The sequence below is a fragment of the Streptomyces sp. 2131.1 genome, from assembly GCF_900105515.1.
Taxonomy (GTDB): domain Bacteria; phylum Actinomycetota; class Actinomycetes; order Streptomycetales; family Streptomycetaceae; genus Streptomyces; species Streptomyces drozdowiczii.
In genome coordinates this window covers 1,991,760-2,014,150 of record NZ_FNSY01000001.1, presented here as the reverse complement: position 1 = coordinate 2,014,150, position 22,391 = coordinate 1,991,760, and the positions used below count along the sequence as shown (strand labels likewise).

Here is a 22,391-nt window from a genome sequence, read left to right as displayed (position 1 = left end):
CCCCACGTACCCTGGTGGAGCTATGACTGAGACCTCCCAGCGCCCCCTCCGCGTGCTCGCCGCCATGTCGGGCGGTGTCGACTCCGCCGTCGCCGCGGCCCGCGCCGCCGAGGCGGGCCACGACGTGACCGGTGTGCACCTCGCCCTCTCCGCGAACCCGCAGTCCTTCCGGACCGGCGCCAGGGGGTGTTGCACCATCGAGGACTCCCGCGACGCCCGCCGCGCCGCGGACGTCATCGGCATCCCCTTCTACGTCTGGGACCTGGCGGAACGCTTCCGCGAGGACGTCGTGGAGGACTTCGTCGCCGAGTACGAGGCCGGGCGCACGCCCAACCCGTGCCTGCGCTGCAACGAGAAGATCAAGTTCGCCGCGCTGCTCGACAAGGCCCTCGCGCTCGGCTTCGACGCCGTGTGCACCGGCCACTACGCCACCGTGGTCACCGGCGCGGACGGCAACCGCGAGCTGCACCGGGCCTCGGACATGGCCAAGGACCAGAGCTATGTGCTCGGCGTGCTGGACGAGCGCCAGCTCGCCCACGCGATGTTCCCGCTCGGCGACACCCTCACCACCAAGGACGAGATCCGCGCCGAGGCGGAGCGCCGGGGCCTCGCAGTCGCCAAGAAGCCCGACAGCCACGACATCTGCTTCATCGCCGACGGCGACACCCAGGGCTTCCTCGCGAACCGCCTCGGCGGCACGGCGGAGGGCGACATCCTGGACGAGTCCGGTGCGAAGCTCGGCACCCACGAGGGCGCCTTCGGCTTCACCATCGGCCAGCGCAAGGGCCTGCGCATCGGCCACCCCGCGCCCGACGGCAAGCCGCGCTACGTGCTCGACATCTCGCCGGTCAACAACACGGTCACCGTCGGCCCCGCCGAGGCGCTGGACGTCACCGCGCTCACCGCGATCAAGCCCCGCTGGTGCGGTACGCCCCCGTCCGGCCCGGGCACGTACACCGCGCAGCTGCGCGCCCACGGCGGCGAGACCGAGGTGACCGCCGAGCTGACCGGGGACACCCTGCACGTCACGTTCACCGAGCCGGTCCGGGGCGTCGCCCCCGGCCAGGCGGTCGTGCTGTACGACGGCACCCGCGTGGTCGGCTCCGCGACGATCGCGACGACGGTACGCCGGGAGCGCGCCGCGGCGGGCTGAGCCCCGTAAGCAGGGAGAGGCCCCGCGCGGCCACGCCCGACCCCAGTACGGGCGTGGCCGCGCGGGGCGTTTTCGGCCCCCCCCGGTCCGCCCGGCGCCGGTCTCAGGACGCCTGGCGGGCGTACGCGTCGCGGCCGAAGAACTCCGCCAGCACCGGGGCGATGGCCTGCGGGGCCAGCTCACGGGTCTGGCCCGTCAGCGTGCGGTGGCGGCCCCGGGGCAGCGCCTGGGCGAGCAGCCGGGTCGCCGAGCGCGCGGTGGCCGAGCTGAAGCCGCCGCAGACCACCAGGGTCCGGGCCGTGACCGAGGCGAACCGCTCGGACGGCACCGAGCCGTCGCCCAGCAGCGCGTCGTCGTAGGCCAGCGTGTGTGCCACGGACTCCAGGGTCCGCCACAGCGGCGCCCGCCGCATCCTGGCGACCGTGGAGGCCGGGACCCCGGTGACGGTCAGGAACAGCTCCACCGCGCCGCCCCGGTCCCCGGCGGACAGCAGCCGGTGCAGCCGGGCCGTGCAGTCGGCCTTGAACAGCAGTCCGGCCGGCCCCGGGGTGTACGTCGGCTCGTACACCGCGAGCCGGTCCGCGGGCAGCCCGGCCGCCTGTGCCTCCAGGGCCAGCGCGCCGCCCGCCCCGACGCCGAAGACGGCGGGCCGGCCGCCCGTCACGGCGGCCAGCGCCGCCAGGTCGTCGATCTCGCGCGCCACCGCGTACCGCGCCGCGTCCCCGCTGGCGCCCCGGCCGCGCCGGTCGTACGTGACGACCTCGAAGCGGGAGGCGAGCAGGCGGGCGAGCGGCTCCTCGCTCTCCGACGTGCTCAGGGCCCCGCCGACCAGAACGACCGGCGGACCCTCGCCCCGGCGCCGGTATGCGATCGAGGTGCCGTCGCCGGAGAGAATCGTGTCCATGCGAGGGTGGACCGCCGGGCCGTCAGGAACTCATCGCCGCCCGCGGTAAATGTTTCTGACGATCAATCAGCGCGCGATCAGTTCCGTGTCGTAGAAGCAGAAGTGGTCCTTGATCGCCTCGACCCCGGCCTTCGGCTCCTCGTACACCCAGACCAGATCCGCAGCCCCGGGCAGCGACCAGTAGGACGCGTCCCCCTTGAACGGGCAGTGGGTGCGGGTGTCCGACGGCGTCAGCAGCTCCGTTCGGACGTCCTCGGGCGGCAGGTAGTAGCGGACCGGGCAGCCGGTCTCGCGCAGGACGAGCGGGCGCCGGCTCTCGGCGAGCAGCAGCCCGTCGCGGACGACGCGGACGTGCTCCGTGCCAGGCTCGACGGTGATGCGGTGTCCTCGGGTGGCAGTCATACCTCTCTCAGCCGCGCCGGGCCCGGGATTCTTCCCCGGCCGAGGGGCCGCCGGGGGCGGGTCGTACCGTGGCAGCCATGAACATCTGCGTCTTCCTCTCCGCCGCCGACCTCGACGACCGCTACACCGTGCCCGCCCGCGAATTCGCCGAGCTGCTCGGGCGCGGCGGGCACACCCTGGTCTGGGGCGGCTCCGAGAGCGGCCTGATGAAGGTCGTCGCGGACGGCGTCCAGGAGGCGGGCGGAAAGCTGGTCGGCGTCTCGGTGGACTTCCTCGCCGCCAAGGCGCGGGCCGATGCCGACGAGATGGTGATCGCCCGCGACCTCGCCGAGCGCAAGGCGCTCCTCCTCGCGAAGTCCGACGCGATCGTCATCATGGTCGGCGGCACCGGGACGCTCGACGAGGCCACCGAGATCCTGGAGCTGAAGAAGCACGGCAAGCACACCAAGCCGGTCGTCCTGCTCAACACCGCCGGCTTCTACGACGGCCTGCGCGAGCAGTTCCGGCGCATGGAGGACGAGGGGTTCCTGCCGCTCCCGCTGACCGAGCTGGTCTTCTTCGCCGAGGACGGCGTCGGTGCCCTGGCCTACCTGGAGGAGTGGGCCGGCCTGCAGTGACGTGACGTACGGGGGCCGCGGGGCGGGTGCGACGATACGGCCGTACGGGGGCCGCGGGGCGGGTGCGACGATGGGGCCATGTCCACTCACCTCATCACCGGTGCCGGCTCCGGCATCGGCGCAGCGGTCGCCCGGCGCCTGGCCGAGCGCGGCGACGACCTCGTCCTGCTGGCCCGCGACGCGGGCCGCGCCAGGGAACTGGCCGCGCTCCACCCCGGCGCCCGCACCCTCGTCGGCGACCTGTCCAACCCGGACCGGCTCTCCTGGGCCCTCGCCCAGCAGACCGTGCCGGAGCGCCTCGACTCGCTGCTGCACATCGCGGGCGTCGTCGAGCTCGGCCCGGTCGGCGAACTGACGCCGAAGGCATGGCACACCCAGCTCAACGCCAACCTCGTCGCCCCCGCCGAGCTGACCCGCCTCACGCTGCCCCAGCTGCGCGTCGCCCAGGGCCACGTCCTCTTCGTCAACTCCGGCGCCGGGCTCTCCGCGAGCCCCGAGTGGAGCGCGTACGCCGCGAGCAAGCACGGCCTGAAGGCGCTCGCGGACTCGCTGCGCCACGAGGAGCACGGCAACGGAGTCCGTGTCACCTCCGTCTACCCGGGCCGCACCGCCAGCCCCATGCAGGAGAAGGTCCACCGGCAGGAGGGCAAGGAGTACGACCCCGCCCGCTGGATCGACCCCGAGTCCGTCGCCACCACGATCCTGATGGCGCTCGACCTGCCCCGCGACGCCGAGGTCAACGACCTCACCGTCCGCCCCGGCCGCTGAGGACCCCCGTGCGCCCGTAGGCTTCCCGCGTGAGCGAGAACAGCGAGTTCAGGGACTGCCCGGCCACCGGGATCGGCTCGATGCCCGGGGGAGACGCCCGGGAGGCGGCGAAGACCGTCACCGGCTCCTTCGGGGACGGCGGGGGCATGCCGTACCTGGCGGAACTTCCGGCCCGCGGTCCCGGGGCCGACATGATCGGACGGACCATCGGGCTGCTCGCCGAGCTGTACGGGCACGTCGAGCCGAGCGGCTGGCGGATCAGCGACCGGCCCGGCCGCGACACCCGCCGGGCCCGGTCCTGGCTCGGTGAGGACCTCGACGCCCTGGAGGAGTTCACCCAGGGCTACGAGGGCCCGCTCAAGGTCCAGGCCGTCGGCCCCTGGACTCTGGCCGCCGCCCTGGAACGCCGGGGCGGCGAGGCCTTCCTCGGTGACCCGGGCGCCTGCCGCTACCTCGCGGACTCGCTCGCCGAGGGGCTGCGCGGCCACCTCGCCGAGGTCCGGCGCCGGGTGCCCGGCGCGCGCCTCGTCCTCCAGCTCGACGAACCCTCCCTCACCGCCGTGCTGCGCGGCCGGGTCAGGACCGCGAGCGGCTACCGCACCCACCGGGCGGTGGACCGCCAGATCGTGGAGGCCACGCTGCGCGAGGTGCTCGGGGCGGCCGGGGAGACCGCCACGCTCGTGCACACCTGCGCCCCCGAGGTGCCCTTCGCCCTGCTCCGCAGGGCCGGGGCCGGGGGAATCTCCTTCGATCTGTCGCTCCTCACCGAGCGTGAGGAGGAGGCCGTCGGGGAAGCCGTCGAGGGCGGCACCAGGATGTTCTTCGGAGTGGTGCCGGGCACCGACCCGGCCTCGGGCCGATTGTCCGACCCGGGCGGTAGCGTCATGGGTGTCAGGACGCTGTGGCGCAGGCTGGGGCTGAATCCGGGGACTCTGACCGAGTCCGTGACGGTCACCCCCTCGTGCGGTCTCGCGGGCGCGTCGCCCGCGTACGCACGGGCCGCGCTGGCCCATTGCGCCCGGGCCGCAAAATCGCTCGCAGACAACCCTGAGTAACGGGGCGCTGGGTAACGGGAGGACGGGACGATGGCCGGCGAAGAGCAGACCGCAGGGCAGACCGCAGTGCCGGCGGACGCGCAGGAGAGGCACAAGCTCCTCGCGGAGCAGATCGAGGAGCACCGCTTCCGGTATTACGTGAACGACCAGCCGGTCGTCAGCGACGCCGAGTTCGACCGGCTGATGCGCGAGCTGGAGGCCCTGGAGGACGCGCACCCCCCGCTGCGCACCCCGGACTCGCCGACCCAGAAGGTCGCCGGGCCGTACCGCACGGAGTTCACGTCGGTCGAGCACCGCGAGCCCATGCTGTCCCTGGACAACGCCTTCGACGACGAGGAGCTGGCCGCCTGGGGCGAGCGCATCGCCCGGGACGTGGGCTCGCCCGGGTACCACTTCCTGTGCGAGCTGAAGATCGACGGCCTCGCCGTCAACCTCACATACGAGAACGGCGTGCTGACCCGGGCCGCGACCCGCGGCGACGGCCGTACCGGCGAGGACATCACGCCCAACGTCCGCACCATCTCCGACATCCCGCACCGGCTGAAGGGCGACCGCGTCCCGCCGCTCGTCGAGGTCCGCGGCGAGGTCTTCTTCCCGATGGAGGGCTTCGAGGAGCTGAACGCCCGGCTGGTCGAGGCCGAGGACAAGCCCTTCGCCAACCCCCGCAACGCGGCGGCCGGTTCGCTCCGCCAGAAGGACCCCAAGGTCACCGCCTCCCGGCCGCTGCACATGGTGGTCCACGGCATCGGTGCCCGCGAGGGCTTCGACATCGACTGCCTGTCGCACGCCTACGAGCTGCTGCACGAGTGGGGCCTGCCCACCGCCAAGTACAACAAGGTCGTCGACTCCCTCGCCGGCGTACGGGAGTTCATCGCGTACTTCGGCGAGCACCGGCACTCCGTGGAGCACGAGATCGACGGCGTCGTCGTCAAGCTCGACGAGATCCCGCTCCAGGGCCGGCTGGGCTCCACCTCCCGCGCCCCGCGCTGGGCCATCGCCTGGAAGTACGCGCCGGAGGAGGTCAACACCAAGCTGGTCAACATCCGCGTCGGCGTCGGCCGCACCGGCCGTGTCACCCCGTACGCCCAGGTCGAACCGGTCGTGGTGGCGGGCTCCGAGGTCGAGTTCGCCACCCTGCACAACCAGAACGTGGTCAAGGCCAAGGGCGTCCTCATCGGCGACACGGTGGTGCTCCGCAAGGCGGGTGACGTGATCCCGGAGATCCTCGGCCCCGTCGTCGACCTCCGAGACGGCACGGAACGTGCGTTCGTCATGCCCACGCACTGCCCCGAGTGCGGCACGGAGCTGAAGCCCATGAAGGAGGCGGACGTCGACGTCCGCTGCCCCAACGCCCGCTCCTGCCCCGCCCAGCTGCGCGAGCGCGTCTCCTACCTCGCCGGCCGCAAGTGCCTCGACATCGACCACTTCGGTTACGTGGTCGCCGCCGCGCTGACCGCACCGCTGGAGCCCACCGAGCCGCCGCTGCGCGACGAGGGCGACCTCTTCGGGCTGACCGTGGAGGAGCTGCTGCCGATCCGGGCGTACGTCCTCGACCCGGACAGCGGGCTGCCCAAGCGCGACCCGAAGACCGGCGAGGAGAAGAAGGCCCTGGTCTTTGCCAACCAGAAGGGCGAGCCCAAGAAGAACGCCGTGGCGATGCTCGACGCCATCGAGGCCGCCAAGCAGGCCCCGCTGGCCCGCATCCTCACCGGGCTCTCCATCCGCCACGTCGGCCCGGTCGCGGCCCGCGAGCTGGCCCGCCAGTTCCGGTCCATCGACCGCATCGAGGAGGCCACCGAACAGGAGCTGGCCGACGCCGACGGGGTCGGGCCCATCATCGCGGCCTCGGTCAAGCAGTGGTTCGCCGAGGACTGGCACCGCGAGATCGTGCGCAAGTGGCGCGAGGCCGGCGTCCGGATGGACGACGGGGGAGCCGGTGAGGACGAGGGTCCCCGGCCCCTCGAAGGACTCACCGTAGTCGTCACGGGCACGCTGACCGGGCACACCAGGGATGGCGCGAAAGAGGCCCTGCAGAGCCGGGGCGCGAAGGTCACCGGTTCCGTTTCCAAGAAGACCTCCTTCGTCGTCGTCGGCGACAACCCCGGCACCAAGTACGACAAGGCGGTGCAGCTGAAGGTCCCCGTGCTCGACGAGAGCGGCTTCGCCGTACTGCTCGACGAGGGCCCGGACGCCGCCCGCGAGGCGGCGGTCCCGGCCGGCGGGCCGGCGACCGAGGAGGCGGACGCCGCCGGAGAGTGAACGGTTCCCGACACTCCGTCGAACGTCACCCGATCGGCGCATAGCAGATGCTGACGGATAGTCGGTTCGCATTCGGGCAAGACCGGTAGACCGCTGCCCGTAGCAGCCCTCCGCGGCCTACTGTGGACAGATGCGCCCTCGGACCGGCCACCGGGCGGGGACCGGGGTGCGTCCTGGCACGGAACGCATTCATCGGGTGACATCGGCATCGCCGGCTGTGAGAGGGACGGAATGAAACCGACCGAGAGCGCCGCACCGGTGGCGCGGCTGCAAGGTTTCGTAGGACCCGCGCCCAAAGTGGGCGCCGTCGTCGTGGCCCTCGCCACCGTCCAGCTCGCGACCGGCTTCTACCGCGCCCTGAGCCAGGGGCACGCCCTCTTCCCCGACGGCAGGGCCGGCTGGTCGCTCGCGGTCCTCACCGGCATCGTCGTCGGCCACCTCGTCGCGCTCGGCCGCGACCGCTGGTGGGGCGGCACCGGCTCCGGCGCCGCCCTCACCCTCGCCGTGCTGCTGCTCTACGGCTGGGTGCCCGCGGGACTGGTCAGCCTCGTCGTGGTCGTCCTCGTCGGCGTCGCCCGCCGGCACCGCTGGTGGCAGGGGCTGCTGCACGGCGCGGTCGACATCCTCGGGGTCGGCGCGGCGGCGCTGGTGCTCGCCGCGTTCGGCGAGGTGCAGTCCGTCGAGAGACCGTGGCGGCCACTCGACTGGGGGATCGACGCCGTCCCGGAGGTCCTGCTCGCCGCCGCCACCTATCTGCTCGTCACCCGGGTCCTGCTGTGGTATTCGCGGGCCCAGCCGGGCGGCGGCCTGCCCACCGTCGCCCGCACCGCGATGCTGCGCCAGGGCCTCGTCGCGGTCGCCCTGCTCGGTATCGCCCCCCTGATCTGCGTCGTCGCCATGGCCCGACCGATCCTGCTGCCGCTCTTCGCGGTGCCGCTGATCGCACTCGACTCCACGCTCTGGATCGCCCGCGCCCGCGCCGAGGAACAGCTCAAGGACCCGCTGACCGGACTGCCCAACCGCCAGTGGCTGCTGGAGCGGACCTGGACGGCGCTGGAGGAGGCCGAGAGCCTCGGCAGCCGGGTCGGCCTCGTCCTCATCGACCTCGACCGCTTCCGGGCCGTCAACGACACCCTCGGCCACCTGGCCGGCGACCGGCTGCTGCTCCAGATCGCCGAGCGGCTGCGGCTCGCCCTGCCCCGCGGCGCGGAGGCGGCCCGGCTCGGCGGCGACGAGTTCGCGGTCCTGCTGCCCACCGCCGACTCCACCACCAGCGCCCAGCGCGTCGCCCGCCACCTGGTCGCCGAGCTGTCGTCCCCGCTGGACCTCGACGGGCTGACCCTGGTCCTGGAGGCCAGCGCCGGCGTCGCCGTCTTCCCGGACCACGCGCTGGACGCGGAGGGACTGCTGCGCCGGGCCGACGTGGCGATGTACCAGGCCAAGCGCGACCGCACCGGCGTCGAGGTGTACGAGTCCAAGCGCGACAGCAACACCCCGGACCGGCTCGGTCTCCTCGGCGACCTGCGCCGCGCGCTGGACGCCGGCGAGGTGGAGCTGCACTACCAGCCCAAGGTCCGCTTCGACGGCCAGGTCGCCGGGCTCGAAGCCCTGGTGCGCTGGGTGCACCCGGAGCGGGGAAGAGTGCCCCCGGACGAGTTCATCGCCATCGCGGAGTCCTCCGGCCTGATGCCGCACCTCACGGAGTACGTCCTTGAGACGGCGCTCGCCCAGGTCGCCCGGTGGCGGGCCCAGGGCCTCTTCGTCCCCGTCGCGGTCAACGTCTCGCCGCGCGACGTCCACACCCCCGGGTTCGCCGGCGGCGTCGCGGCCCGGCTCGCCCGGCACGGCGTCCCGGCGGGAGCGCTCCAGCTGGAGATAACGGAACACGTGCTCCTGGAGGACCCGCAGCGGGCGGCGGACACGCTCGCCGGGCTGACCGGGCACGGCGTCAAGATGTCCCTCGACGACTTCGGCACCGGGTACTCCTCGCTGGTCCATCTGCGCCGTCTGCCGGTCAGCGAGCTGAAGATCGACCGGTCCTTCGTGGCCCGGCTCGCCATCGACCACGAGGACGCGGAGATCGTCCGCTGCACCATCGACCTGGCCCACTCGCTCGGGCTGCTGGTCGTGGCCGAGGGCGTCGAGGACGACGAGACCTGGGAGCGGCTGCGGGACCTGCGGTGCGACGCGGTCCAGGGCTGGCTGGTGGCCGCCGCGATGCCGCCCCAGGAGACGACCGCCTGGCTGCGGGCCCGGGGCGAGCACGGCTGGCGCCGCCCGGCCGAGCTGGCGGCCGCGGCCGCTGCGGCCGCCGCCGCGGCCTCCGGCACGACGACCGCGGCCCCGGTGCCGGAGCTGGAGCAGCGCCCCTCCGGCCGCACGACGGGCCCGCGCCCGGCGACCACGTAGAAACCCTGTCCTCGGGCACGTGGCCGACCCCATAGGATTGGGGGCCGGCGGCACATTCCCACCTGCCGCGCGACGCCTGGCACGCACGCTCGCCGCGTTGCCGAAACGCCCGAGTGGCTCCGCCACGAGGGCGCTCCGGCGCCTTGCGAGCGCACGCGCCGGACGCCGCGCGGCCCGTCCTCCGGACGGACGGTGGAAATGTGCCGCCGGCCCCCGGCCAACCACACACCAACCCCTGAGGATCGCTGCATGCCTGGCATCACGCGCGAGGAGGTCGCCCACCTCGCCCGGCTGGCGCGTCTGGAGCTGAAGGGCGAAGAGCTCGATCACTTCGCCGGTCAGCTCGACGACATCATCGGCGCGGTCGCCCGCGTCTCCGAGGTCGCCGACCAAGACGTACCGCCGACCTCCCACCCGCTGCCGCTGACGAACGTCATGCGGGCGGACGTCGTCCGTCCGTCTCTCACCCCCGAGCAGGCGCTCTCCGGCGCCCCGGCCCAGGAGCAGCAGCGTTTCAAGGTGCCGCAGATCCTGGGGGAGGACTGACTGCCATGACGGACATCAGCAGCATCATCAAGCTCACCGCGGCCGAGATCGCCGCGAAGATCGCCTCCGGCGAGCTCACCGCCGTCGAGGTCACCGAGGCCCACCTGGCCCGGATCGACGCCGTCGACGAGAAGGTGCACGCCTTCCTGCACGTCGACCGCGAGGGCGCGCTCGCCCAGGCCCGCGCCGTGGACGCCAAGAGGGCGGCCGGCGAGAAGCTCGGCCCGCTGGCCGGCGTCCCGCTCGCGCTCAAGGACATCTTCACCACGAAGGACATGCCGACCACCGTCGGCTCGAAGATCCTCGAGGGCTGGATCCCGCCGTACGACGCGACCCTCACGCAGAAGCTGAAGGCCGCCGACGTCGTCATCCTCGGCAAGACCAACATGGACGAGTTCGCCATGGGGTCCTCCACCGAGAACAGCGCCTACGGCCCCACCGGCAACCCCTGGGACCTCACCCGCATCCCGGGCGGCTCCGGCGGCGGCTCCGCCGCCGCCCTCGCCTCCTTCGAGGCCCCGCTCGCCATCGGCACGGACACCGGCGGCTCCATCCGCCAGCCCGCGGCCGTCACCGGCACGGTCGGCGTCAAGCCCACCTACGGCGGGGTCTCCCGCTACGGCATGGTCGCCTTCTCGTCCTCCCTCGACCAGGGCGGCCCCTGCGCCCGCACGGTCCTGGACGCGGCGCTGCTGCACGAGGCGATCGCCGGACACGACCCGATGGACTCGACGTCGATCGACGCGCCGGTCCCGCCGGTCGTGGAGGCCGCGCGCAACGGCTCCGTCCAGGGCATGCGCGTCGGCGTCGTCAAGCAGTTCTCCGGCGAGGGCTACCAGGCCGGGGTCGTCCAGCGCTTCAACGAGTCCGTCGAGCTGCTGAAGTCGCTCGGCGCCACGGTCGTCGAGCTGGACTGCCCGACCTTCGACCTCGCGCTGTCGGCGTACTACCTGATCGCGCCGTCCGAGTGCTCCTCGAACCTCGCCCGGTTCGACGCCATGCGCTACGGCCTGCGCGTCGGGGACGACGGCACCAAGTCCGCCGAGGACGTCACCGCGCTCACCCGCGAGGCCGGCTTCGGCGACGAGGTCAAGCGCCGCATCATCCTCGGCACGTACGCGCTCAGCTCCGGCTACTACGACGCGTACTACGGCTCGGCGCAGAAGGTCCGCACGCTGATCACCCGCGAGTTCGAGCGGGCATTCGAGCAGGTCGACGTGATCGTCTCGCCGACCACGCCCACCACCGCCTTCCCGATCGGCGAGCGCGCCGACGACCCGATGGCGATGTACCTGGCCGACCTGTGCACCATCCCGACCAACCTGGCCGGCAACGCCGCCATGTCGCTGCCCTGCGGCCTGGCGCCCGAGGACGGCCTTCCGGTCGGGCTGCAGATCATCGCCCCCGCCATGAAGGACGACCGGCTCTACAGGGTCGGAGCCGCCGTCGAGGCCGCTTTCGTGGAAAAGTGGGGACACCCGCTGATCGAGGAGGCACCTTCGCTATGAGCGCCATGACCAAGAAGGCCAAGAACTTCAAGAAGTCGAAGACCGGGCTCTACGTGTCGATGGCGACCACCGCCTTCGGGGCGCTCAGCGTCGCCAAGCAGGCGAAGCTGGCCCGCTCGGACAACGACACGCTGCGCCTCATCGACGCCGCCGTGTCCGCAGCCGCCATCGCCACCGGTCTCGCGATCCTCTATCGCGAACTGAAGCGTCTCGGCGACGACGACGTACTGCTGGGCTGAGAGGGAAAGTTTTCCGTGACTGTCATCGACCTGGAGTCGTACGAGGACGCCCTCGCGACGTACGACCCCGTCATGGGCCTCGAGGTCCACGTGGAGCTCGGCACCAAGACGAAGATGTTCTGCGGGTGCTCGACCGAGCTGAAGCAGGACGCCAACTCGCAGACCTGCCCGGTCTGCCTCGGTCTGCCCGGCGCGCTGCCGGTCGTCAACGCGATCGGCGTCGAGTCCGCGATCAAGATCGGTCTCGCGCTGAACTGCGAGATCGCCGAGTGGTGCCGCTTCGCCCGGAAGAACTACTTCTATCCGGACATGCCGAAGAACTTCCAGACCTCCCAGTACGACGAGCCGATCGCCTACGACGGCTATCTGGACGTCCAGCTGGAGGACGGCGAGATCTTCCGGGTGCAGATCGAGCGCGCCCACATGGAGGAGGACACCGGCAAGTCGACGCACGTCGGCGGCGCCACCGGCCGTATCCACGGCGCGTCCCACTCCCTGCTCGACTACAATCGCGCGGGCATCCCGCTCATCGAGATCGTCACCAAGCCGATCGAGGGAGCGGGCGCACGGGCCCCCGAGGTCGCCAAGGCGTACGTGGCCGAGCTGCGCGAGCTCATCAAGGCGCTCGGCGTCTCCGAGGCCCGCATGGAGATGGGCCAGATGCGCTGCGACGTCAACCTGTCGCTGCGCCCGAACGGCACCGAGCAGTTCGGTACGCGCTCCGAGACGAAGAACGTGAACTCGCTGCGTTCCGTCGAGCGGGCCGCCCGCTTCGAGATCCAGCGCCACGCCGCGGTGCTGAACTCCGGCGGCACGATCATCCAGGAGACCCGGCACTTCCACGAGGAGGACGGCTCCACCACGGCCGGCCGCATCAAGGACAACGCCGAGGACTACCGCTACTTCCCCGAGCCCGACCTGGTGCCGGTCGCCCCGGCCCGTGAGTGGGTCGAGGAGCTGCGGGGCGGCCTCCCGGAGCTGCCGAGGCTGCGCCGCGCCCGGCTCAAGGAGGAGTGGGGCGTCTCCGAGCACGACATGCAGTCCATCCTCAACGCGGGCGCGGTCGACCTGATCGTCGCCACGACCGAGGCGGGCGCCCCGTCGGACCAGGCCCGCAAGTGGTGGATGGGCGAGCTGGCCCGCAACGCCAACGAGACCGGCCGCGGCCTCGACGAGCTGCCCGTGACCCCGGCGCAGGTCGCCCGGGTCGCCGAGCTCGTCGCCGCGGGCGACCTCAACGACAAGCTGGCCCGACAGGTCCTGGACGGCGTGCTCGCCGGCGAGGGCGACCCGGACACCGTCGTCGAGAAGCGCGGCCTGAAGGTCGTCTCCGACGAGGGCGCCCTGTCCACCGCCGTGGACGAGGCCATCGCGGGCAACGCGGCGATCGCGGACAAGATCCGCGGCGGCAAGGTCGCGGCGGCCGGCGCGCTGGTCGGCGCGGTCATGAAGGCGACCCGCGGCCAGGCGGACGCGGCGCGGGTGCGCGAGCTGATCCTGGAGAAGCTCGGCGTCGAGGGCTGAGCCCTTCCCGTACGGCCCCGAGGGGCGGTGTTCCCGGTCTCCGGACCTGGAACACCGCCCCTCGGGCATGCTTGGACTTTTGGGCGGACCTGTTGGACGTTAACCACCGGTCCGCGCGCAGTCCTTCCCCGCGCCACCCGGCCTGCATAGCTTCCCCGCTGTAACCACCGGAATGGGGAGGCTCTTTTGACCACGGACATGTCACGGCGACGGCTCTTCGCGCTGGGCGGCGGCGCGCTCGGCGCCGCCGCGGCGGGATCGTTCCTGCCGCCGTCGCTCCAGGCCGCCATCGCCGCGCAGCCCGCCCACGCGGGGCCCGGTGGCGGGGGGCTGCGGGACATCAGGCACGTGGTGATCCTGATGCAGGAGAACCGTTCCTTCGATCACTACTTCGGCACCCTGCGCGGCGTACGCGGCTTCGGCGACCGCAACGCCGTCGAACTGCCCACCGGTACGACGGTGTTCGAGCAGCCCGGCGCGGCCGGCTCCACCGTGCTGCCCTTCCCGGTGCGCGGCGCGGCCGAGGAGCAGAAGAGGGACCTCCAGTACATCGGCGCCCTCGACCACTCCTGGAACGGCGGCGCGAAGGCCTGGGGCGGCGGCTGGATGAACGGCTGGATCAGCGCCAAGACCGCGGCCACGATGGCGTACTACGACCGCCGCGACATCCCGCTGCACTACGAGCTGGCCGACACCTTCACCGTCTGCGACGCGTACCACTCCTCGATCCACAGCTCCACCAGCCCCAACCGCAACCACCTGTGGAGCGGGAAGACCGGCTTCGAGCCGAACGGGAAGCGGGCCGTCGGCAACGACGCGTACGACGAGGGCACGCATCCCGGCTACGACTGGTCCACCTACGCCGAGCGGCTGGAGAAGGCCGGGCGCAGCTGGCGCACGTATACCGAGTGGGAGAACTTCACCGACAACCAGATCGAGTTCTACGCCACCTTCAAGGCCGTCGCCCGCAAGGCCCTGGCCAAGACCGGCGGCCACACGTACATGGAGTCCTTCTACGCGCAGGTCCGGGACGCCTCCGAGGCCGAACGGGCGCGGCTGCTCGGGCTCCTGGAGCAGGGCGTGGCCACCCTAACCCGGCAGGAGCGCAGTCTGTTCGAACGGGCGCTGCGCCGGGTGCCGACCGGGACGCTGGCCGAGGAGTTCGCCAAGGACGTGGCGGCCGGCAAGCTGCCGGAGGTCTCCTACCTGGTCCCGTCGGCCGTCGACTCCGAGCACCCGAGCGTCTCCTCGCCGGTGCACAGCGCCACCGTCGTCTACAAGATCCTCGACGCGCTCGGCAAGCACCCGGAAGTCTGGCGGCACACCGCCGTGCTGATCAACTACGACGAGAACGACGGCTTCTTCGACCACGTCCCGCCGCCCGTCGCGCCCCCCGGCGTGACCGACGAGGAGTGGGAGGGCCGCCCGACCGGCCTCGGCATCCGGGTGCCGATGCTCGTCGTCTCGCCGTGGACCGTGGGCGGTTACGTCTGCTCCGAGGTCTTCGACCACACCTCCGTCATCCGCTTCCTGGAGCGCTGGACGGGCGTGGAGGAGCCCAACATCAGCGACTGGCGGCGGCGGGTCACCGGTGACCTCACCTCCGCGTTCGACTTCACCCGGCAGCGCCGGCAGCCCGCCGTGGAGCGGCCCGGGGCGATCCCGCCGCTCAGCGGCCGCTGGCAGCCGAAGCCCCCCGCCGTCCAGCACCTGCCGGAGCAGGAGCCCGGTGTACGCCCGGCGCGCCCGCTTCCCTACCAGCCCGACGCCCAGGTCCGGCGGGCGCGCGGCGGTCTGCGGGTGGAGCTCGGCAACAGCGGCAAGGCGTCGGCACACTTCGCGCTGTACCCGTACGCGGGCGAGTTCCCGGCCCCGCAGCACCAGGACGTCCGGGGCGACGGGCACTGGACCGTCCCGCTGACGGGCGGGTCGTACCGCTTCACGGTGACCGGGCCGAACGGCTTCCGGCGCGAGTTCGAGGGACCGGCCGAAGGCGGCGCCGAGGTCACCACCCGCGTCGACGCCCGCGACCGCGATCTGCACCTCACGCTGCGCAACAACGGCCGCCGCACCCTGACCTTCCTGGTGCGGCCGCTCGGCTACGTCGACGAGGCCGACCTGCGGAACTGGACCCGTCACGTCACCGTCAAGCCGGGCCGCAGCCGTACGGTCGTGCACTCGGCGGCCGACGCGCACGGCTGGTACGACCTGGCGGTCACGGCCGAGGGCGAGAACGGCTTCCGGCGGCGGCTGATGGGGCACATCGAGAACGGCCGGGCGAGCGTCTCCGGCTGACGGGGCCGCCGGTCACAGGGCCCCATCCCCCCGGTTCACCCGGGACCGGGCCCTGTGACCATGGCCACGAAAGGGACAAAGGATCATCTTCTGCTGTCAGAGTGGCGTTCTCAGGTCATGCGACTTTTGCGGGCAGATCGTGTTATCTGCGGGTAAAGGTCCACGAACCCGCAGGGAGCACGTCCCTTGGCAGCCATCGCCCGCTGGTGCGTCACGCACCGCCTCGTCGCCGTTCTCATCTGGCTGCTCGCCCTCGGCGGCACGGCCGCCGCCGCGGGGTTCGCGGGGCCCGCCTACTCCAACGACTACGAGGCGCCCGGAACCGAGTCCGGCCGCGCCGCCGACCTGCTGAAGAGCGGCTTCACCGACCTCGGCGGCGACACCGACACCATCGTCTGGCACACCGCGGACTCCACGGTCCGGGCCACCGACGTCGAGCAGAAGATGACCCGCACCCTGCACGCCGTCGAACGGCTGCCGGGCGTCGGGGCGGTGGAGAGCCCGTACACGGACACCGGCGGCGCGCAGATCAGCACCGACGGGCACACCGCGTACGCCACCGTCACTTTCGACAAGCGCGCCGACGACGTCCCCGTGGCGCAGGTGCAGGCGGTCGTGGACACCGCGAAGGCCGCCGGGAGCCCGCACCTGCGCGTCGAGCTGGGCGGCCAGGCCGTCGGGCTCACCGAGGCGCACGCCGCGCATCTCAGCGAGGTCGTCGGGGTCGTCGTCGCGGCCGTCGTGCTCTTCCTCGCCTTCGGCTCGCTCGCCGCGAGCATGCTGCCCATCGCCACCGCGCTCGTCTCGGTCGGCACGGCCTACGCGGGCATCATGCTGCTCGGGCACGTGATGACCGTCGCCGACTTCGCGCCCATGCTCGGCATGCTGATAGGGCTCGGGGTCGGCATCGACTACGCCCTGTTCATCGTCACCCGGCACCGCAGAGGGCTGCGGCGCGGCATGACCGTGCCCGAGGCCGCGCAGCACGCGGTCGCGACGACCGGGCGGGCCGTCGTCTTCGCCGGGGCCACCGTCTGCATCGCCCTGCTCGGCATGCTGATCCTGCGCCTGAGCTTCCTCAACGGCGTCGCCATCGCGGCCTCCCTCACCGTCGTCCTGACCGTCGCCGCGTCGGTGACCCTGCTGCCGGCCCTGCTCTCGCTCATCGGGCTGCGGGCGCTGAGCCGGCGCGAACGGGCCCGGCTGGCCGAGCACGGGCCGCGGCCCGACCTCCCCACCGGCTTCGCCGCCCGCTGGGCCGCGTTCGTCGAGCGGCACCCCAAGCTGCTGGGCGCGCTCGCCGCCGTGGTGATGCTGGTCCTCGCGCTGCCCACCTTCTCGCTCCACCTCGGCAGCTCGGACCAGGGCAACAACGCGGAGTCCGCCACCACCCGGCAGGCGTACGACCTGCTCGCCGACGGCTTCGGCCCCGGCGTCAACGGGCCGCTGACCGTCGCAGCGCACCTGGACGGCGCCGACGACCGGCTCGCGATGGACGCCCTGCCGGCCACCCTGCGCGCGGTCGACGGCGTGGCGTGGGCCCACCCGGTCACGTACAACGCGGCCGGCGACACCGCGTACGTCACCGTCGTCCCCGACTCCTCCCCGCAGTCCCGCGCGACCAGCGAACTCGTCGAGCGGCTGCGCACCGACGTCCTGCCGAAGGCCGCCGACAACACCTCGCTGGAGACCCATGTGGGCGGGGTGACGGCCAGCTACGACGACTTCGCGCAGATCATCATCGGCAAGCTGCCGCTGTTCATCGGCGTCGTCATAGGGCTTGGCTGCCTGCTCCTGCTGATGGCCTTCCGGTCCGTCGGCATCCCGCTGAAGGCGGCGGCGATGAACGTCGCGGCGGTCGCCTCGTCGTTCGGCGTGGTCGTCGCGATCTTCCAGTGGGGCTGGGGAAGCGAGCTGCTCGGCCTCGGCAGCGCGGGCCCCATCGAGCCCTTCCTGCCGGTGATCATGGTCTCCGTGCTCTTCGGCCTCTCGATGGACTACCAGGTCTTCCTGGTCGGCCGGATGTACGAGGAGTGGCTGGAGACCCGCGACAACCGGCGCGCGGTCCGGGTGGGCCTCGCCGAGACCAGCCGGGTGATCAACTCGGCGGCCGTGATCATGATCTCGGTGTTCCTCGCCTTCGTGCTCAGCGGCGACCGCGTCATCGCGATGTTCGGCATCGCCCTGGCGGCGGCCGTGGCCCTGGACGCGTTCGTGCTGCGCACCCTGCTCGTCCCGGCCCTGATGCACCTGCTGGGCGGCGCCAACTGGTGGCTGCCCGGCTGGCTGGACCGCCGGCTGCCCCGCCTGAGCATCGAACCGCCGGACCGCCCGGTGACACGGGCGCCGGTGCCGGGGGTGCGGACGTACGAGGAGGAGCCGGCCCGGCGCGTCCACTGACCGCGCTCCAACGTGACGGGGTTCGTTAAGGGGCCTCTCATCTGCGGCACCTAGCGTGCGGCACATGAACCCCACGACGCCCGAAGCCGTCGCCGACGGCGAGAAGACCACCGACAGCACGACCGAGAAGACGGCCGCCGGGGCCGACCGCGTGACCGCGGAGAATCCGGAACAGCAGGACCGGGACGAGAGGGGGCCGGGGGCCGGCGCGCCGGACGAACAGACCGCTGACACGGAGGCCGCCGCCGGCGCCGCTGCCGCCGGCAACTATGACGACGACGCCGAAGACACCGACGAGGAGTCCTCCGGGCGGCTCGCCGCCGCGTCCGCCGCGGTCGTCTCCGCCGGGCTCGGCGTCGTCGCGCTCACCGGCGCCTGGAGCGGCCGGGTCGCCGCCGAGCGCGAGACCCTGATCGGCCAGATCAAGACCTCTTCCGGCGGCTCGGCCGCCCAGCAGATCAACGAGATATACGGCGACGCCTGGCACGCCACCTCCCTGGTCAACGGCCTCTTCGGGCTGCTCGCCCTGCTCGTCGGCACCTACGTCCTGGTCCGGCCCGCGTTCGGCGCCCCGGCCCGGCAGCCGCAGGCCGGCTGGGTCCGCGCGGTGGCCCGCGGCGGCATCGCCCTCGGCGCGCTCGGCGTACTCATCTCCGTGGCCATGTACTTCGACCTCATCGTGGCCCTGCCCACCACGGCCGGATAGGACGGTTCCGGGGCCCCGGAACCACGTACTAAGGCATGTCCGGGTGTATTCACCGGTCCTGGGCGGTGGTGGGGCCCCGGGCCTAAGGCGTCCGCGGTCCACAGATGCGGAAGACGCCCGATGTGGCGCACCCCCCTGGGGGACGAGAGTGGTGGCACGGCAGAGGAACTGCCGCCACCGAGGCCCGGAAGGGCCCTCACTCAAGGGGACACCCCATGTTCGAGTACGAGCTCCACAAGATCATGCACGCCGAACTCCTGCGCCGCGCCTCCCTCGAGCGCCTCGCCGGTGAGGCTAACCGCAGCCGCCGCGCCGCCCGCCGGACCGCCCGCGAGGAGTCCGGAAGGACGGTGAGTACCAGCGGGATACGGGACCGGTTCACGCACGCCGCGTAGGGCCCGTCGTGGACCGGGGCCGGGGGCCTCTCGACCCCCGGATAATTCCGTCCTCACTGTCGGACCTGTGTGCGATGCTCAGCCGGGTGGAGACCAGGTCAGTCAGCCCCGTGTTCGTCGGCCGCACCGGCGAACTCAACTCGCTCACCGGCGCGCTCGCCCGCGCCACCACGGAACCCTCCGGTGCGGCCGGAGGGTTCTGCGGCGAACCGCAGGCCCTGCTCATCGGCGGTGAGGCGGGGGTCGGCAAGACCAGGCTGGTCGAGGAGTTCCTCGCCGTCGCCGCCCGCCGCGACGCCGTCGTCGCCGTCGGGGGCTGCGTCGAGATCGGCGCCGACGGACTGCCGTACGCCCCCTTCTCCACGGCCCTGCGCGCCCTGCGCCGCGTCCTGCCGGAGGAGATGGCCGCCGCCTGCGCCGGCCAGGAGGGCGAACTGGCCCGGCTCCTGCCCGAGCTGGGCGAGCCCGGCCGCGACGGCTCCGACGAGCTCGGCACCGCCCGCCTCTTCGAACTGACCGTCCGGCTCCTGGAGCGCCTCTCCGCCGACCGGGCCGTCGTCCTCGTCCTGGAGGACCTGCACTGGGCGGACTCCTCCACCCGCCACCTCCTCGCCTACCTCTTCCGCACCCTGCGCAGCGGCCGCCTCGTGGTCGTCGGCACCTACCGCGCCGACGACATCCACCGCCGCCACCCGCTGCGCCCCCTCCTCGCCGAGATCGACCGGCTGCGCACCGTCCGCCGCATCGAACTCGCCCGGTTCAACCGCTCCGAGGTCCGCCGCCAGCTCGCCGGCATCCTCGCCGGCACCCCCGAACCCGCCCTGGTGGACGAGATATTCGAGCGCTCCGACGGCAACGCCTTCTTCGTCGAGGAGCTCGTCTGCACCCTGGAGTGCGGCAGCGGAGCCGGTGACGGCCTGCCCGACTCGCTGCGCGACCTGCTCCTCGTCCGCGTCGAGACCCTCTCCGCCGACGCCCAGAAGGTCGCCAGGATCGTCGCCGAGGGCGGCTCAGCCGTCGAGTACGAGCTGCTGGCCGCCGTCGCCGGACTCGCCGAGGACGACCTCATCGAGGCCCTGCGCACCGCCGTCGGCGCCAATCTGCTGCTCACCACCCCGGAGGGCGACGGCTACCGCTTCCGCCACTCCCTGGTCCGCGAGGCCGTCAGCGACGACCTGCTGCCCGGCGAGCGCTCCCGCCTCAACCGCCGTTACGCGGAAGCCCTGGAGGCCGACCCGGGCCTCGTCTGCGACGCGGAGCGCGCCACCCGCCTCGCCAGCTACTGGTACGGCGCGCACGACCCGGCCAAGGCGCTGCCCGCCGTCCTCAAGGCATCCGTACGGGCCCGCCACCGCAACGCCTACGCCGAGCAACTGCGCCTGCTGGAAAGGGCGCTGGAGCTGTGGGACGACGCCCCGGAGGACGTACGGAGCACGCTGCGCCCCATCGACTACGCCGAGGTGTACCCCACCTGCGGCCGGGACGCCTCCGCACCCCTGACCTATCTCGACCTGATGGCCGAGGCCACCGTCGCCGCCCGGCTCGGCGGCGAGCGCGAACGGGCCTTCGCCATCTGCAAGAAGGCCCTGCGCATCCTGGAGGGCGAGGACGACGCGCTGCGCGCCGCCTGGTTCTGGGTCCAGCGCTCCCGCCTGGTCCAGGACCTCACGCGCGGCGACGGCTGGGAGGAACTGGCCACGGCCGAGAGCCTGGTCCGGGGTCTGCCCCCGTCGAAGGTGCACGCGTTCGTCCTGATGCTGGTCGCCGGCTGGGGCGCCCTGCACCGCCCCGGCGCCGACACCCTGGCCGCCGCCGAGCGGGCCGTGGAGTACGCCCAGCTCGTCGGCGACGAGTACATCGAGCTGCACGCCCGGCTCACCCGCGGCTGGCTCAACGCGGACGCGGGCGCCGTGGACGAGGGCATCGCCGAGATGTACGCCGTCCGCGACCGGGCCGACGAGCTGGGCCTCATCGACGTCATGGGCCGGGCAGGCATCAACCTCCCCTCCACGCTGGAGGCGATGGGCCGCTCCCTGGAGGCGGTGGCCGCCGCCGACCACGGCATCCGCGTCTGCCACGAGCACGGCGTCGCGGACATCGAGGCCTGGGTCCGTACCAACCAGGCGATGTCCCTGTTCTCGCTGGGCCGCTGGGACGAATCGCTGGCCACCACCGAGGCAGCCGCCCGCAAGTCGCTGTCCCGCAAGTCCCAGGGCCTGGTCGCCGCCCGTCGCACCGAGATCGCCCTGGCCCGCGGCGACTTCGCCGAGGCCGAACGGCAACTGGCCCTGACCCGCCGCTGCTTCGGCTCCAGTGACCCCCAGCCGCAGCACTTCATCAACCCCGTACGGCACGCCATCCAGATCGCCGCGCAGCAGGGCCGCCTGCCCGAGGCACGCGCCGCCTTCGAGGCCCAGGCCGCCGAGGGCTTCCCGACCGGCACCCAGCGCTACGCCTTCCCGATGCTGCACGCCGTCGCGGCGGCCGAGGCCGACGCCCGGGGCCTGCCCGCCACCGAACCGGGCCGGCCGGCGATCCTCGCCCTGGTCCGCAGCCACCTCAAGCGGCTGCCGGCCCTCGTCCCGGTCTGGTCCGGCTACGTCCTGCTCGTCGAGGCGGAGCTGGCCAGGGCCGAGGGCACCGACACCCCGGACCTCTGGGAGCGTGCCGCCCGGGCGTTCGACCCGCTGAACCGCCCGTACGAACTGGCGCAGATCCGGCACCGCTGGGCGGAGGCCCTGCTCGTCGCCTCCACGGACCGGGCCGCCGCCACGGGCCTGCTCCGCGAGGCGCACGCCACCGCGGTGCGCCTCGGGGCCCGCCCGCTCACCGGGACCATCGAACTGCTGGCCGGCCGCGCCCGCGTCGCGCTGACCGGTGCGGGCGGCGAGGCGGAGGAGATACCGGCCGCGGTCGTCGTCCCGGACGAGCGCGGGCCCGTCCGGGACCCCTCCGAGGAGCAGCTGCGGGCCGCGGCCGCCGCCGTGGAGTCCTTCGGGCTGACCCCGCGCGAGCAGGACGTCCACCGGCTGGTCGCCGCCGGGCTCACCAACCGCCGCATCGCCGAGGAGCTGTACATCTCGCCGAAGACCGCGAGCGTCCACGTCTCCAACATCCTGGCCAAGCTGGGCGTCGCCGGCCGCGGCGAGGCCGCCGCACTGGCCCACCGGCTGCGGCTGTACCCGGTGCCGGAGCACCGGTGAGCCGGGAC

The 22,391-nt window shown here is 72.8% G+C and carries 17 protein-coding genes; 15 read left to right on the top strand and 2 right to left on the bottom strand.

The window, feature by feature from the left end; translation table 11 throughout:
* Nucleotides 1–22 precede the first annotated feature (22 nt).
* Nucleotides 23–1,153, top strand: coding sequence for a tRNA 2-thiouridine(34) synthase MnmA (gene mnmA / locus BLW14_RS08810; protein WP_093705981.1), 1,131 nt, complete (start codon nt 23–25; stop codon nt 1,151–1,153).
* A gap of 103 nt (nt 1,154–1,256) precedes the next feature.
* On the opposite strand, the gene BLW14_RS08805 is transcribed toward mnmA, so the two are convergent.
* Nucleotides 1,257–2,057, bottom strand: coding sequence for an alpha/beta fold hydrolase (locus BLW14_RS08805; protein ID WP_093705979.1), 801 nt, complete (start codon nt 2,055–2,057; stop codon nt 1,257–1,259).
* A gap of 66 nt (nt 2,058–2,123) precedes the next feature.
* The gene (locus tag BLW14_RS08800; RefSeq protein ID WP_018521263.1) at nt 2,124–2,459 is read right to left on the bottom strand and encodes a DUF427 domain-containing protein; all 336 of its coding nucleotides are present in this window, start codon (nt 2,457–2,459) and stop codon (nt 2,124–2,126) included.
* A gap of 77 nt (nt 2,460–2,536) precedes the next feature.
* Here BLW14_RS08800 and BLW14_RS08795 point away from each other — a divergent pair, with 77 nt between their 5' ends.
* From BLW14_RS08795 to BLW14_RS08730, 14 genes are all read left to right on the top strand, one after another.
* A complete protein-coding gene (locus tag BLW14_RS08795; RefSeq protein ID WP_093705977.1) occupies nt 2,537–3,076 on the top strand; it encodes an LOG family protein in 540 nt (179 codons plus the stop codon).
* 78 nt (nt 3,077–3,154) lie between these two features.
* Nucleotides 3,155–3,844 carry an SDR family oxidoreductase gene (locus BLW14_RS08790; protein ID WP_093705975.1) on the top strand — a complete coding sequence of 230 codons (690 nt, stop codon included), beginning with the start codon at nt 3,155–3,157 and terminating at the stop codon, nt 3,842–3,844.
* Between the two features lie 29 nt (nt 3,845–3,873).
* Nucleotides 3,874–4,899 (top strand): methionine synthase, encoded by a 1,026-nt coding sequence (locus BLW14_RS08785; RefSeq protein ID WP_093705973.1) that lies wholly within the window; start codon nt 3,874–3,876, stop codon nt 4,897–4,899.
* A 30-nt stretch (nt 4,900–4,929) separates the two neighbouring features.
* Nucleotides 4,930–7,158 carry an NAD-dependent DNA ligase LigA gene (gene ligA, locus BLW14_RS08780; RefSeq protein ID WP_093705971.1) on the top strand — a complete coding sequence of 743 codons (2,229 nt, stop codon included), beginning with the start codon at nt 4,930–4,932 and terminating at the stop codon, nt 7,156–7,158.
* Between the two features lie 231 nt (nt 7,159–7,389).
* Nucleotides 7,390–9,567: a putative bifunctional diguanylate cyclase/phosphodiesterase gene (locus tag BLW14_RS08775; RefSeq protein WP_093705969.1), complete on the top strand. Its 2,178-nt coding sequence runs from the start codon at nt 7,390–7,392 to the stop codon at nt 9,565–9,567.
* A gap of 249 nt (nt 9,568–9,816) precedes the next feature.
* Nucleotides 9,817–10,113 (top strand): Asp-tRNA(Asn)/Glu-tRNA(Gln) amidotransferase subunit GatC, encoded by a 297-nt coding sequence (gene gatC / locus BLW14_RS08770; RefSeq protein WP_018102521.1) that lies wholly within the window; start codon nt 9,817–9,819, stop codon nt 10,111–10,113.
* Between the two features lie 5 nt (nt 10,114–10,118).
* Nucleotides 10,119–11,621: an Asp-tRNA(Asn)/Glu-tRNA(Gln) amidotransferase subunit GatA gene (gatA, locus tag BLW14_RS08765; protein WP_093705967.1), complete on the top strand. Its 1,503-nt coding sequence runs from the start codon at nt 10,119–10,121 to the stop codon at nt 11,619–11,621.
* Nucleotides 11,618–11,860, top strand: coding sequence for a hypothetical protein (locus BLW14_RS08760; RefSeq protein ID WP_073963825.1), 243 nt, complete (start codon nt 11,618–11,620; stop codon nt 11,858–11,860). The genes gatA and BLW14_RS08760 overlap by 4 nt, the downstream gene beginning before the upstream one ends.
* A gap of 15 nt (nt 11,861–11,875) precedes the next feature.
* On the top strand, nt 11,876–13,384 hold the full coding sequence (gene gatB, locus BLW14_RS08755) for an Asp-tRNA(Asn)/Glu-tRNA(Gln) amidotransferase subunit GatB (protein ID WP_093705965.1): 1,509 nt from the start codon (nt 11,876–11,878) through the stop codon (nt 13,382–13,384).
* Nucleotides 13,385–13,570: 186 nt separating this feature from the next.
* Nucleotides 13,571–15,679 (top strand): phosphocholine-specific phospholipase C, encoded by a 2,109-nt coding sequence (locus BLW14_RS08750; RefSeq protein WP_093705963.1) that lies wholly within the window; start codon nt 13,571–13,573, stop codon nt 15,677–15,679.
* Between the two features lie 186 nt (nt 15,680–15,865).
* A complete protein-coding gene (locus tag BLW14_RS08745; RefSeq protein ID WP_093705961.1) occupies nt 15,866–18,079 on the top strand; it encodes an MMPL family transporter in 2,214 nt (737 codons plus the stop codon).
* 64 nt (nt 18,080–18,143) lie between these two features.
* Nucleotides 18,144–18,785, top strand: a complete 642-nt coding sequence (locus tag BLW14_RS08740; protein ID WP_093705959.1) for a hypothetical protein — start codon at nt 18,144–18,146, stop codon at nt 18,783–18,785.
* A gap of 215 nt (nt 18,786–19,000) precedes the next feature.
* Nucleotides 19,001–19,180: a hypothetical protein gene (locus BLW14_RS08735; RefSeq protein ID WP_093705957.1), complete on the top strand. Its 180-nt coding sequence runs from the start codon at nt 19,001–19,003 to the stop codon at nt 19,178–19,180.
* 74 nt (nt 19,181–19,254) lie between these two features.
* Nucleotides 19,255–22,383 (top strand): helix-turn-helix transcriptional regulator, encoded by a 3,129-nt coding sequence (locus BLW14_RS08730; RefSeq protein WP_256332717.1) that lies wholly within the window; start codon nt 19,255–19,257, stop codon nt 22,381–22,383.
* Nucleotides 22,384–22,391: the final 8 nt, after the last annotated feature.